Source organism: Pseudarthrobacter sp. KH_020_B (assembly GCF_057840185.1).
The window spans coordinates 4,606,195-4,617,869 of the sequence record NZ_CM174506.1; the positions used below are offsets into that span (position 1 = coordinate 4,606,195).

General features: G+C 65.2%; 14 protein-coding genes. 9 read left to right on the forward strand and 5 right to left on the reverse strand.

The genetic code is table 11. The features are described 5' to 3' along the window. Positions 1-15 precede the first annotated feature (15 nt). The 4 genes from AC3IT0_RS21585 (at position 16) to AC3IT0_RS21600 (ending at position 4,040) form a co-directional block, all read left to right on the forward strand. Positions 16-1,353: an MFS transporter gene (locus AC3IT0_RS21585; RefSeq protein ID WP_489321671.1), complete on the forward strand. Its 1,338-nt coding sequence runs from the start codon at positions 16-18 to the stop codon at positions 1,351-1,353. Next, complete coding sequence (locus AC3IT0_RS21590) at positions 1,353-2,258, forward strand: transketolase (RefSeq protein WP_489321672.1); 906 nt, start codon at positions 1,353-1,355, stop codon at positions 2,256-2,258. The genes AC3IT0_RS21585 and AC3IT0_RS21590 overlap by 1 nt, the downstream gene beginning before the upstream one ends. Next, positions 2,255-3,262 carry a transketolase family protein gene (locus tag AC3IT0_RS21595; protein WP_489321673.1) on the forward strand — a complete coding sequence of 336 codons (1,008 nt, stop codon included), beginning with the start codon at positions 2,255-2,257 and terminating at the stop codon, positions 3,260-3,262. The genes AC3IT0_RS21590 and AC3IT0_RS21595 overlap by 4 nt, the downstream gene beginning before the upstream one ends. A gap of 118 nt (positions 3,263-3,380) precedes the next feature. Continuing rightward, positions 3,381-4,040, forward strand: a complete 660-nt coding sequence (locus AC3IT0_RS21600) for a GntR family transcriptional regulator (protein ID WP_489321674.1) — start codon at positions 3,381-3,383, stop codon at positions 4,038-4,040. Positions 4,041-4,257: 217 nt separating this feature from the next. On the opposite strand, the gene AC3IT0_RS21605 is transcribed toward AC3IT0_RS21600, so the two are convergent. Together AC3IT0_RS21605 and AC3IT0_RS21610 are read right to left on the reverse strand one after the other, a co-directional pair. Continuing rightward, positions 4,258-4,665, reverse strand: coding sequence for a type II toxin-antitoxin system VapC family toxin (locus AC3IT0_RS21605; protein WP_489321675.1), 408 nt, complete (start codon positions 4,663-4,665; stop codon positions 4,258-4,260). Continuing rightward, the gene (locus AC3IT0_RS21610) at positions 4,662-4,898 is read right to left on the reverse strand and encodes a FitA-like ribbon-helix-helix domain-containing protein (protein ID WP_489321676.1); all 237 of its coding nucleotides are present in this window, start codon (positions 4,896-4,898) and stop codon (positions 4,662-4,664) included. Before AC3IT0_RS21610 ends, AC3IT0_RS21605 begins: the two co-directional genes overlap by 4 nt. Positions 4,899-5,009: 111 nt before the next feature. Here AC3IT0_RS21610 and AC3IT0_RS21615 point away from each other — a divergent pair, with 111 nt between their 5' ends. Further along, positions 5,010-5,390 carry an RNA-binding S4 domain-containing protein gene (locus tag AC3IT0_RS21615; protein ID WP_489321677.1) on the forward strand — a complete coding sequence of 127 codons (381 nt, stop codon included), beginning with the start codon at positions 5,010-5,012 and terminating at the stop codon, positions 5,388-5,390. Here the strand turns inward: AC3IT0_RS21615 and AC3IT0_RS21620 are convergent. After that, positions 5,387-5,887, reverse strand: coding sequence for a hypothetical protein (locus tag AC3IT0_RS21620; RefSeq protein ID WP_489321678.1), 501 nt, complete (start codon positions 5,885-5,887; stop codon positions 5,387-5,389). The two genes, AC3IT0_RS21615 and AC3IT0_RS21620, sit on opposite strands and share 4 nt — an antisense overlap. 125 nt (positions 5,888-6,012) lie before the next feature. Here AC3IT0_RS21620 and AC3IT0_RS21625 point away from each other — a divergent pair, with 125 nt between their 5' ends. Together AC3IT0_RS21625 and AC3IT0_RS21630 are read left to right on the forward strand one after the other, a co-directional pair. Beyond that, positions 6,013-6,630, forward strand: coding sequence for a uracil-DNA glycosylase family protein (locus tag AC3IT0_RS21625; RefSeq protein WP_489321679.1), 618 nt, complete (start codon positions 6,013-6,015; stop codon positions 6,628-6,630). A 32-nt stretch (positions 6,631-6,662) separates the two neighbouring features. Continuing rightward, the gene (locus tag AC3IT0_RS21630) at positions 6,663-7,646 is read left to right on the forward strand and encodes a prenyltransferase/squalene oxidase repeat-containing protein (protein ID WP_489321680.1); all 984 of its coding nucleotides are present in this window, start codon (positions 6,663-6,665) and stop codon (positions 7,644-7,646) included. On the opposite strand, the gene AC3IT0_RS21635 is transcribed toward AC3IT0_RS21630, so the two are convergent. Together AC3IT0_RS21635 and AC3IT0_RS21640 are read right to left on the reverse strand one after the other, a co-directional pair. After that, positions 7,591-8,835: a type II toxin-antitoxin system HipA family toxin gene (locus AC3IT0_RS21635; protein ID WP_489321681.1), complete on the reverse strand. Its 1,245-nt coding sequence runs from the start codon at positions 8,833-8,835 to the stop codon at positions 7,591-7,593. The genes AC3IT0_RS21630 and AC3IT0_RS21635 overlap by 56 nt on opposite strands. Then, entirely contained in the window at positions 8,832-9,098 is a 267-nt protein-coding gene (locus AC3IT0_RS21640) for a helix-turn-helix transcriptional regulator (RefSeq protein ID WP_489321682.1), read from the reverse strand. Before AC3IT0_RS21640 ends, AC3IT0_RS21635 begins: the two co-directional genes overlap by 4 nt. 183 nt (positions 9,099-9,281) lie before the next feature. Between AC3IT0_RS21640 and AC3IT0_RS21645 the strand changes: the two genes are divergently transcribed. Further along, entirely contained in the window at positions 9,282-10,007 is a 726-nt protein-coding gene (locus AC3IT0_RS21645) for a FadR/GntR family transcriptional regulator (protein ID WP_489321683.1), read from the forward strand. A gap of 169 nt (positions 10,008-10,176) precedes the next feature. Next, the gene (locus tag AC3IT0_RS21650; protein ID WP_489321684.1) at positions 10,177-11,604 is read left to right on the forward strand and encodes an aspartate ammonia-lyase; all 1,428 of its coding nucleotides are present in this window, start codon (positions 10,177-10,179) and stop codon (positions 11,602-11,604) included. Positions 11,605-11,675 lie beyond the last annotated feature (71 nt).

Below are 11,675 nucleotides of genomic sequence, written 5' to 3' on the forward strand. Positions count from 1 at the left end.
GAAAGGGATTGAGCAATGAGCAACGAAGCTCTGAAAATGCGCGGCCACGTGCATGGCACAAAGGACGCAAAGCGCGTCGCTATCGGGTCCGGTGTTGGCGCCGTCATCGAGACGTATGACTTCATCGGGTTCGGCACTGCGGCCGCACTCTACTTCGGCACTGCGTTCTTCCCCACCGGCGATCCGGTGACGGGCACGCTGGCCGCATTCGCCACGCTGGGCGTCGGCTTTGCCGCCCGCCCCATCGGCGGCATCATCGGCGGCCACCTGGGCGACAAGGTGGGCCGCAAGCCCGTCCTCGTAGCCTCACTGATCCTCATGGGCGTGGCCACGTTCCTCATCGGCCTCCTGCCCACGTATGAGCAGGTTGGCCTGCTGGCTCCCGCACTTCTGGTGTTCGTCCGCATAGTCCAGGGCCTGGCGTTCGGCGCGGAGTGGGGCGGCGCCATCCTGATGAGCTACGAACACGCGCCCTGGAAGTCCAAGGGCAAGTACACCGGCATCGTGCAGGCGGGCTTCCCCGTGGGCCTGCTCCTGGCAAACCTCGTTTTCCTTGTCAGCGTGAATCTGGGCGGCGAACTCGCCTGGCGCGTTCCGTTCCTGGCCAGCATCGTGCTCGTCGCCGTCGGCCTGATCATCCGTTCGAAAGTGCCGGAATCCCCGGTCTTCGACGAGGTCAAGGAGAGCGGCTCCATCGTCAAGTCGCCGATCATCGAGGTCATCAAGACGGACTGGCGCAGCATCGTCCGCGGCATCGGCCTGCGCATCGCGGAGACCGCCGGTTACGCCGTATCGATCACCTACATGATTTCCTACCTTCACTCCCAGCAGCTGGCTGACAAGACCCAGACCCTGGTGGCCCTCTGCATCGCGTCGGCCATCGGCATCTTCGCCACGATGGCCTGGGCCCGGCTCACGGACAGGATCGGCCGCCGGCCACTCTACATCTGGTCCACAGCCTTCGCCGTACTGTTCGGCATCCCTATGTTCCTGCTGGTGAACACCGGAATGTTCATCTTCGTCATCGCCACCCTTGCCATCTCTTACGCTGTCTGCCAGAACTCGCTCGCCGGCGCCCAGGGCGCATGGTTCCCCGAACTGTTCCAGGCCAAGACGCGCTCCTCCGGTGCCTCACTGGCCTACCAGATCTCCGCCATGGTCTCTGGATTCACCCCCTTCATCACCACGCTGCTGTTCGTTGCCCTCGGCTGGATGGGCCCCGCCCTCCTCTTCAGCTTCTACGCAGCCATCGGCCTCTGGGCCGCCCTCGTTACCCGGGAAACCTGGGGCAGGCGCGAACGGCAGCTGGCAGATGAGGCCACCAAAAGCACCCCGCAGGCCGTGACCGTCTGATGACCACCACAGAAGAAGTTCAGATGACCGCCATACAAGAAGCCATGGCCACCACTACAGAACGGGTTGAGAGTGTTTCAGCCGCGGCGTACCGGATCCGGCACCACGCCTTGAACATGGGCGAAGTCCAGGGCCAGGGCTACGTCGGCCAGGCCCTAGGGGCAGCGGACATGCTGGCCGCCGTGTACTCGGACCAGCTTCGCTTCCGCGCCGGGGACCCGGAGTGGGAGGGCCGTGACCGGTTCCTGCTCTCCACCGGCCACTATGCGATCGGTCACTACGCCGCACTGGCGGAAGCCGGCATCGTCCCGGTAGAGGAGCTCGAGACCTATGGCTCGGACGATTCGAGGCTGCCGATGTCCGGGATGTCCACCTACACCCCCGGCATGGAAATCTCCGGCGGGTCCCTGGGCCACGGCCTGCCCATCGCCGTCGGCATGGCCCTGGGCCTGCGCTACCAAGCCTCCGACGCCAGGATCTACAACTTCCTCTCCGACGGCGAACTCGACGAAGGCTCCACCTGGGAAGCGGCCATGGGCGCCCACCACCACCAGCTCGGGAACCTCACAGCCATGGTGGACATCAATGCCCTGCAGGCCGACGGTAAAACGGACACCGTGCTCCGCACCGAGCCCGTGACCGAAAAGTGGGAAGCGTTCGGTTGGTACACCCAGCGCGTGGACGGGAACGACGTCGGCGCGTTGCTCGCAGCGTTCGACAACGCAGCCGCCCAGGCCGCCGCCGTCGGCCGTCCTTCCGTGATCCTCTGCGACACCAAGGTGGGACGCGGCGTCCCCCTGCTGGAGGAACGCGAGAAGGCGCACTTCATGCGCATCGAAGAACACGAATGGCAGACCTGCCGCGAACAGCTCACCGCCGGATACGAAGGAAAGGCTGCCCGATGAGCACCACCACCGCAGCACCAGCCGCAGCCCCGAAGCTGAAGACGTCGGCGATGATCGCGTCCTTCGCGGACCCCGGCCAGAAAACCGCCGCTGCCCCGTTCGGGCACGCCCTGGTCAAAGCCGCGCAGGACAACGACAAAATCGTGGGCCTCACCGCGGACCTTGGCAAATACACCGACATGCACATCTTCGCCCAGGCCTACCCCGAACGGTTCTTCCAGGTGGGGATGGCCGAACAGCTCCTCTTCGGTGCCGCCGCCGGCCTCGCCGAAACCGGGCTGATCCCGTTTGCGTCCACCTACTCCGTGTTCGCCGCCCGCCGCGCCTACGACTTCCTCTGCCTCGATTCCGCCGAACCCAACCTGAACGTCAACATCGTCGGAGGGCTCCCGGGCCTTACCACCGGCTACGGACCCAGCCACCAGGCCACCGAGGACATGGCCATCTTCCGCGGCATGCCCAACCTGACCATCGTGGACCCCTGCGACTCGATCGACATCGAACAGGCCGTCCCCCAACTCGCCGCCAGCGACGGACCCACCTACCTGCGCCTGCTCCGCGGCAACGTGCCCACGGTCCTGGACGAATACGACTACACCTTCGAGCTCGGCAAAGCCAAGGTTTTGCGCGGCGGCAACGACGTTGTCTTCATCTCCTCCGGGCTGATGACCATGCGCGCCCTGCAGGCAGCGAAAGTCCTCGCGGCACACAACGTGGACGTCGCCGTCGTCCACACACCCACCATCAAACCGTTCGACGCCGCCACCGTCCTGGCCGAAATCAACACCGACCGCCTCGCCGTGACCTTGGAAAACCACAGCGTGACCGGCGGCCTCTTCGAAACCGTCGCTTCCGCCGTCGTCACCGCGGGGCTCGGCAAGAGGGTAGTGCCGGTGGCGCTGCCGGATGAGTTCCTCGACGCCGGCGCCCTGCCCACCCTCCACGACCGCTACGGACTCACCGTCGAAAAAATCGTCGCGAAAGTCCTCGCCGAACTGAAGTAGAAGCGTTTCGCCGGAAGCGCGGAGCCGTCCCGGCCGGCGCCGCGCTTCTGGCGTACCATCGACACTTAACACATATCGACTGTAAACAGTTGACCACTGACATTGAGGAAGTACCACGATGGCCGGAGCAACAGCATCGCTGCTGGGACTGCAAAAGAAGAGCCTTCGCGAGCAGGCCCTCTCGGCACTGCGCGCAGCCATCACCAGCGGCGAGCTGGAGCCGGGGCGGCATCTGGTGGAAACCGAGCTGTCGGAAATGCTCCAGATCAGCCGCGGCACGTTACGGGAAGCGCTGCGCCAACTCGAACAGGAAGGCCTCCTCTCCCCCGGGCCCCGGGGCCGGCTTTCCGTCCGGCACCTGGATGAGAAGGAAATCCGCGACATCTACACCGTGCGGGCAGCCCTTGAATCTCTAGCGGCCCGAACCCTGTGCGAGCTCCCGGACCGCCAGCACGTCATCACCTCGCTACGGGCCGCCATTGAGGCCATGGCCGCCGCCGAGAAGGCCAGCCTGCAGGAACGCATCGAGTCGGACCTGGAATTTCACCGGACGCTGTGCCGCCTGACCGGCAATGAAACCCTGCTGCATTCCTGGGAGTCCCTGGAGGGGTCCATCCGGATGTCGATCATGTTCGCGGGCCGGGACAAGGGCGTGAAAAACATGAGCGTGGACCGGCACTACGACATCGTCACCGCGATCGAGACCGGCGACGCCTCGCTGGCCCGGCACACAATCCGTGAGCACATGGACACCGCCGCCGCGAACCTCGTGGCATAGGGCGCTGTACCCTGGTTAGTCCACTTTTCAGCAGTCCACAACCGCGCCGGCGGAGATGTTCAATGTGGCGTCCGTGATGGCGCCCGCCCTGTCGGAGGCGAGGGAAGGGGTTCGATGATGCCGCCGGTGACAATCGTGACCACGCGGATGCCGGATTTCCCGAGCTCCAGGGCCCATTATCGGCGAAGCCCCTCCAAGAGCGGCCCTCTGCGGGCTCTCAGTTAGAACCAGCCATGGTGCGGAAGGTACAGCAGGGTCCGGGCGCCGCGGCAAGGCGCCGGTCCAGTGTCAGCAGCGGAACATCAAGTTTCTCTGCGAGCGCCACAAATGCCGCATCGTAGGAAGTCACAGAACCGCGCAGCTCCCAACTGCGGTCAGCCAACATATGGAATGGCCATATATTGATGGGCAACGCCTTGAGGTCCGAAAAGGCCGCCGCTGCAGCCGGGCCCGGAATGATGCCGTTGAGTTCCAGCCTTCTGAGCACATTGCAGGCCTCGACAAGCACGCTATCCGGGGCATCGAGCTCATGCGTGGCTAGCTGTCCGCGGATCCAGCTTCCCTCCGAACCAGCGTCCAGGAGCGCTGAGACCACAGCAGATGAATCCACCACCAACTGGCTCACGTACGGTCGGCATTCCTGGCCGCAAGGATCTGGTCGGCGGGGACGTGCAGCCCCTCAAGCTCTACCCGCTGGGCGACACCGGCGATAAAGTCCACCGGACTTTGCCGGTAGGCCAACTCCGCGAGTTCAGCGCTGAGGAACTCCTGCAGGGACTTTCCGGACCTCGCTGCTTTCTCGGCCAGCTTGGCCCGCACCTCTTCCGGGACATTCCTCACTGTGATCGCGACACTCATGGAACCAGCCTAGCCTAAGTGCATGCAAAATGCATGCATTCCGGCTTGAAGTCCCGCAGGACCTCAGTGTGTGTGGCCACAAGTGCCGACGCCGTATACTCGGTGCCAGCCATGACCAGCCTTCCGTCCGCCCCCGCCAGCGTCCGCATCGATGCGTGGCTCTGGGCAATCCGCGCCTACAAGACACGCTCGGCCGCCACCGCTTCGTGCCGGGCCGGGCATGTGCGGCTGAACGGGAGCCCGGCCAAAGCCTCGGCCACTCTGGTCACCGGCGACACCGTCACGGTGCGGATGTCCGGCTTCGAACGCACGCTCGAGGTCCGCCGCCTGATCGCCAAACGCGTGGGCGCAGAGGCTGCTTCGCACTGCTTCACCGACCACACGCCGCCGAGACCTGTGGCGCCGGCACTGGGGCTACCCCAGCGGGACCGCGGTGCGGGGCGTCCCACTAAGAAGGACCGCCGCGAGATGGAACGGCTTAAAGGCTCTTAGGTCCGGACGCGCGCCTGCACGAGATTCGCGAACGGCAGCCGCCCGTGGTCCGCTACAAAGGCTGCGTGATACGCGGCCTCGGCTTGGTTCACTTCTTCGGCCGGCACCTCTTTCCACGCCATGATGAGTTCATCCGTGTGGGTCAGCTGCCAGATGAGGCGGCCGTCCCAATGGCCCGGCGGCCTGCCCCGCCCAAAATCCAGGAACTCCTTGATCTGGTTCCGGAGGCCGCGGTTGCCCTTGCTTCCCGGCCCGGCTTTGCCGACATAAAGAATGTCCGCGCCGTCCACCCATTCAGCCAGGATGGCTTCCGCAGGCAGGGTGGGATTCTTTTTCTTGAAGGTCCCGGCGGCGCTCATTTTCAGGAAGTGCGGCTCGAACTCATTCGGCCGAAGAACGGCGAACACGCCGGTGCCCTGCGGAACCCTCATGATCTCAAGGCTGTCGAAGCTCCGGAAGCCGGCGAAACCGTCGGACTTGAGCGTTTTCCTGTTCATCAAGATGACGTTACCCGGCCAGGCACCGGTCCGGAGCCAACTTTGCACTGCGCACCTAAACGTCCAAAAGCGTAGAGTGGGTCTAGACGCCTGTTTCTGGACGCCGTGCTGCTGAGGGAGAGATCGTGACGATTGACTGGGACGACAAAAAGGCCCTGCTACAGGAACCAAACATCGCGGCGGTAACGCAGCTCTGCGATGAACTGATGGAAAAGAAGCCAGGGTCCGTCGTCCCGTACATCGACCCCGTGCACGATGAGGACGAATGCCGGATCGTCAGCCTCCACGTCAGTCCCGGCAAGGGCACCGAATCGGGCTTCGTCTCGCATTTCAACGACGACGAAGCCGCCCGCCGGGCAACCCAGATTTACGAACTTGCCGAGCTTGACCCGCGCTACGTGATGCCGTGGAACGCGTACCCGTGGGTGCGGGATCCGGAGCTTCCATCGGCGCTGAACGTCCAGGAGAAGACTGACGGCCTGCGGCCCTTCCGGCAGTTCCTGAAGATCAACCGCCGGGTCTCCGCAGTCATTGCCCACGGCACGGACGCCTCCACGTTCCTCACCCTCTTCGAGAAGACTTACCATTCTTCCCTGAAGAACAGCGGCATCAAGATCTATAAGGCCAGCGCGCTCGGCGGGCGGGCCTTTGCTGTTTCTGAAGCGAAGCAGGAGGATCTCCTCGCCAAGAGCGTGGACGTCTACAAGGACGCCATGCAGCGGGCAGGCATCCAGCATCTCTAGTTCTCTTCCCGACGGAACCCTAGGGTTGAGCGATGGACGTACTCGACTGGCTGCTCGACTCCGACCCCTCGATCCGCTGGCAGGTCCTCCGCGACCTTGCTGACGCTCCGGCGGAGGACATCAACGCCGAACGGGCCCGCGTGGCTACCGAAGGCTGGGGAACCCGGATGCTCTCGCTGCAGGGCGAGGACGGGCAGTGGGACGGTGGCACGTACTACCCGTCACCGTCCGACTCCGAGGAAGACCAGCCTTGGACCGCCACCACCTACAGCCTGCTGCTCCTCCGCGAGTTCGGACTCGAACCGGACGGCGGGGAGGCCGGCCATGCAATCAGCCTCGTCCGCCGGAACAGCCGCTGGGAAGAAGGCGGCCAGCCCTTCTTCGACGGCGAGGCGGAGCCATGCATCAACGGAATGGTCGTCACGCTGGGAGCCTACTTCGGGCAGAACGTCGACGGCGTGGTGACGCGGCTGCTGGATGATCAGCTGGCCGACGGCGGCTGGAACTGTGAGGCAGAACGAGGATCCACGCGGTCATCCTTCGGGTCCACCATCAACGTCCTTGAAGGCCTCCTGGAATACGAGAGCGCCACCGGCGGGACACCGGCCTCCGGCTCAGCCCGGCAACGCGGCGAAGAATATCTGCTGGAGCGCGGCCTGCTCCGGCGCAAGAGCACTGGCAAATTGATCAACGAGAATTGGTTGAAGTTTTCCTATCCGACCCGCTGGTACTACGACGTTCTCCGCGGCCTCGAGTACTTCCGGGCCGGAGGCAGCGTGCCGGACGAACGCATCGCGGAGGCGATCGAGGTGGTGCGCTCGAAACGGCAGCCAGACGGCACGTGGCCGTTGGAGAACACCCATCCCGGACGGATCCATTTCGCCTTGGAAGACGGCGACGGACGCCCAAGCCGCTGGAATACCCTCCGGGCCCTGCGAGTCCTCAAGTGGTCCGAAAACTTCACCCCTCCAGCAGCCTCCGCCGGTGTTTCAGCTCCTTCACCCACGCCCTGGTGACCATGCCAGGGAACGGCGAGCCGCCGTCGTCGTTCTTCGCCGGACCTCCGAGCGCGGCAAACGCGGTGCCCGCCTCCAGATCGGCGATCAGCGGACCTGACGCCTTCAGCGCGAGCTCCAGCACCTGGGCAGCCGTGCGGTCACTCAGCCCCAGATTCTTCGCCCAGCCCAGAAAGTGCCGGCGCGAGATCCCGCTCCGCTTTCCGCTCAGGGTCAGCGCCAACGTCTTGTCCCCGTAGACCACTGTGGAGGGGATGTCGTAGGCCGGGGCGATGGTCCACTCGCCATGCGGCTGCTGGACCATGGAAACGTTCTTGGCGTGCAGGTCCCCGTTGCCGCTCAGCCACGCAAACGCCCCCTGGATGGCCAGGTTCCGGAGTGCCGGGAGAGGCGCCGAGCAGTAGTCGGCCAGAGCATGGCAGACCTGGCCATAAGCCACGTTGTACTTGTCCGCCGGGTAAAGCTTCAGGACCTGGGCCCCGTCCTCCACCGCCAGCCGCCGGACGTCGTCGGGCCCGCCGCCGGGGACGGGCACCCTGTCGAAGCGCTCCACGAGAAGCCCGGGCCGGCCCGCGACGTCCCGGATCAGCCGGACCCGGCTCAGCGGAATCCGCAGCCTGGCCGCATACCGGAACATCACCAGCTCGTTCTCCACCACATGAGGGAATTCGGGGGCGTTGAGTTTGAGGATGAACCGCCTGCCGGCGCTGGCCACGGGGAGCGAGATCATGCCGGCGGACAACTTGTCCTGCACACCGGCAAGCGCCACGGGGTCGATCAGGTCCGGATCACCGAGCAACTTGTCGAAGTCAACCGGAAGCTTGGGATCCAGCTGGACTGCGTGCTCGTCCGGATCCAGCGACTCCCCATGGCCCACGATCTGGACGTCGCCCACCGGGTTCCCGCCGGCGGCGATGAGAAGGGACAGGTCGTCGTCGGCACTGGTCTTGATGGAGCGCCGCAGCGCGTTGAGCCGGCGGCCCTCCGGCAGGAGGCCGGTGAAATAGGGCGGCGCCGCCCCCGCCGCTGAATCGACGGGCGCGGCGGTGAGCGGCAGGGAACTGGCGACGGCGGGTCCCCCCGAAGCGAGGTACGCCGGCACGTAGCTGAACCGGGTGCCGCCGTCGTGCCGTTCAAGCCGCGCGGCGAGCACCCCGGCCTTATAGATGTCGGCGATGCGGTGCCTCATCGCTGAGTTTCCTGGCTACTGGCGTGGCCTGCGAGCGCCCGTGCACCCTTGCCGGTCCTGGTGGTGAGCCGGAGCTCCAGGCCCAGCGTGTCCAGGACGGCCAACAGGGAATCCAGCTGGACGCTTGGCTTGCCCTGCTCGACGAACCTGACGAAGCGCTCGGAGACGCCGGCCATGTCGGCGAGGTCCTGTTGGGTCAGGCCCAGCGATATGCGCCGCGAGCGGACGTCAGTGGCCAGCAACTCGGTGAAGGCTTCTTCCATGGGCGCTCCAATGGGTACGATCGTTCCGTTTTGCTGACAATTGCGAGCCTACTCCGGGTGCGGAAGATTGAACAGGTGCAGACCGGCACGAACGTACCGGCAAGCGAGTGGACCCCACCACCCCCGCCGCAAGCCGTGGCGCGCACCTTGACACCACTTAGTGACAAGTGCCATAGTCGTCACATGGACCTGTTGGACAGCTGGACAGCTAGACAAGATCGCGTGGTGCGGGTGGGCGCTGCCGAAGCCGTCTTCGCCTCACTCCGGGGGGCCATCGAAGGCGGCAAGATTCCCGTCGGTACCCGTCTTGACTCGGAAACTTCGCTGGCCAAGCAGTACGGCGTGAGCCGCACGATGGTCCGGGAAGCCCTGCGTTCATGCACCGCACTCGGGCTCACCGCCACGCACACCGGCAAGGGCACGTTCGTCATCGCTGACCGGGTTGCCCCTGACCTTAAGCTCGGCAAATATTCCGCCCGCGCCCTGGTAGAGGCGCGGCCGCACATCGAAGTTCCTGCAGCGGGCCTTGCCGCCGAGCGACGCAGCAACGAAGATGTGGAGGCACTTCGGGAAATTCTCCAGGAGATGTCCCGCGCGGATGATCTGCAGCAGTGGGTGCTCCTGAACACCGAGTTCCATGCCACAATCGCCCGGTGCAGCGGAAACGGCGTCTTTGAACAGTTTTTGTCCGACATTGTCGATGCAATGGCGAACCAGTCGAACACGCTCAACCTCGTGGCGGACCGGCGAGCCGAGTCCGGTGAAGAACATGCCCGCATCTTCGAAGCCATCGAGAGCGGCTCGGTAGAAGGTGCACGCGAAGCGATGACCCAGCACTTGCATGGCGTGGAATGCGCTTTGAGCACTGTTGTCCCCGGAGGAAAGACGCCGTCCGGCCTCATCCCTTAGTCCACCGGCCCCTAAGTCCCCCGACCTGCCCGCCCTCCTCCTGAGTGTGCCGGCTATCCCGCCATACTGTTCGCTGCCCGCCTACTCTGTGGTGCCGCTCAAACGTGCCTCCCGCACACACTGAACGTATTCCGTCCAAGCCCGCCAACGAAGCCCTCTGAGGACCAGAATGACCACCAGCCAGACCGCCATTGATGCCGTAACCGAGACCCGGTCCGAGCATGACCTCCTGGGTGACCGCGATGTCCCCGCGAACGCCTACTGGGGCGTCCACACGCTCCGGGCCGTGGAAAACTTCCCCATCACGGGGCAGCCGCTGTCCTCCAACATGCACCTGGTCCGGGGACTGGCCGCCGTGAAGCTCGCCGCCGCCCGCACCAACCGCGAGCTGGGACTGCTGGACGCCGAACGCGGCCAGGCGATCGAGCAGTCGTGCACCGACGTGATGAACGGCCAGCTCTGCGAGCAGTTCGTGGTGGACGTGATCCAGGGCGGCGCCGGAACCTCGTCAAACATGAACGCCAACGAGGTCATCGCCAACCGTGCCCTCGAAATCCTCGGCCACCCCAAAGGCGACTACGCCCGCCTGCACCCCAACGACCACGTGAACCTCAGCCAGTCCACCAACGATGTCTACCCCACCGCCGTGAAACTGGGCACCATCTTCGCCGGCCGGGAACTGCTGGACGCGCTGGCTGAACTCGAAGAGGCCTTCGCCGCCAAGGCACTGGAATTCCGCACCGTGGTGAAGATGGGCCGCACGCAGCTGCAGGACGCCGTCCCCATGACGCTGGGCCAGGAGTTCGGTACGTACGCCATCACCATCGGCGAGGACCGGCTGCGCCTGGCCGAGGCGGAACTGCTCATCCACGAAATCAACCTCGGCGCCACCGCCATCGGCACCGGCCTGAACGCCCCCGCCGGCTACGCGGAGGCAGCCTGCCGGCACCTGGCCGAGGTCACCGGGCTCCCCCTGGTCACCGCCGTCGACCTCATCGAAGCCACCCAGGACGTGGGCGCCTTCGTGCACCTGTCCGGCGTCCTCAAGCGCGTGGCCGTGAAGCTCTCCAAGATCTGCAACGACCTCCGCCTGCTCTCCTCCGGCCCCCGTGCCGGCTTCGGCGAGATCAACCTGCCCGCCGTCCAGTCCGGTTCCTCGATCATGCCGGGCAAGATCAACCCGGTCATCCCGGAAGTGGTCAGCCAGGTGGCCTACGAGGTCATCGGCAACGACGTCACCATCACCATGGCCGCCGAGGCCGGGCAGCTCCAGCTCAACGCCTTCGAACCCATCATTGTCCACAGCCTCCACAAGAGCATCTCCCACCTCGAAGCAGCCTGCCGCACCCTCACGGCACGCTGCGTCCGGGGCATCACCGCCAACACCGAGCACCTCCGGCTCACCGTGGAACAGTCAATCGGCCTGGTCACCGCCCTGAACCCCCACCTTGGCTACGCCACCGCCACAGCCATCGCGCAGGAGGCTCTCGCCACCGGCAAGGGTGTGGCCGAGCTCGTGCTCGAACACGGCCTGCTCACCGCCGCCCAGCTCCAGGAACTCCTCAGCCCCGAACGCCTGGCCAACCTCAGTAAGTAGTTCCACCCGCACGTCCCTCCGATCACCATCCTGATCCGGGGCACATCGTTGTGCCCAAAATCCCGCCGGGG

Excerpts from the sequence above, each read along its gene's own strand:
- AC3IT0_RS21585 (WP_489321671.1), top strand. The coding sequence starts at position 16 with ATGAGCAACGAAGCTCTGAAAATGCGCGGCCACGTGCATGGCACAAAG.
- AC3IT0_RS21590 (WP_489321672.1), top strand. The coding sequence starts at position 1,353 with ATGACCACCACAGAAGAAGTTCAGATGACCGCCATACAAGAAGCCATG.
- AC3IT0_RS21595 (WP_489321673.1), top strand. The coding sequence starts at position 2,255 with ATGAGCACCACCACCGCAGCACCAGCCGCAGCCCCGAAGCTGAAGACG.
- AC3IT0_RS21600 (WP_489321674.1), top strand. The coding sequence starts at position 3,381 with ATGGCCGGAGCAACAGCATCGCTGCTGGGACTGCAAAAGAAGAGCCTT.
- AC3IT0_RS21610 (WP_489321676.1), bottom strand. The coding sequence starts at position 4,898 with ATGAGTGTCGCGATCACAGTGAGGAATGTCCCGGAAGAGGTGCGGGCC.
- AC3IT0_RS21615 (WP_489321677.1), top strand. The coding sequence starts at position 5,010 with ATGACCAGCCTTCCGTCCGCCCCCGCCAGCGTCCGCATCGATGCGTGG.
- AC3IT0_RS21620 (WP_489321678.1), bottom strand. The coding sequence starts at position 5,887 with ATGAACAGGAAAACGCTCAAGTCCGACGGTTTCGCCGGCTTCCGGAGC.
- AC3IT0_RS21630 (WP_489321680.1), top strand. The coding sequence starts at position 6,663 with ATGGACGTACTCGACTGGCTGCTCGACTCCGACCCCTCGATCCGCTGG.
- AC3IT0_RS21635 (WP_489321681.1), bottom strand. The coding sequence starts at position 8,835 with ATGAGGCACCGCATCGCCGACATCTATAAGGCCGGGGTGCTCGCCGCG.
- AC3IT0_RS21640 (WP_489321682.1), bottom strand. The coding sequence starts at position 9,098 with ATGGAAGAAGCCTTCACCGAGTTGCTGGCCACTGACGTCCGCTCGCGG.
- AC3IT0_RS21645 (WP_489321683.1), top strand. The coding sequence starts at position 9,282 with ATGGACCTGTTGGACAGCTGGACAGCTAGACAAGATCGCGTGGTGCGG.
- AC3IT0_RS21650 (WP_489321684.1), top strand. The coding sequence starts at position 10,177 with ATGACCACCAGCCAGACCGCCATTGATGCCGTAACCGAGACCCGGTCC.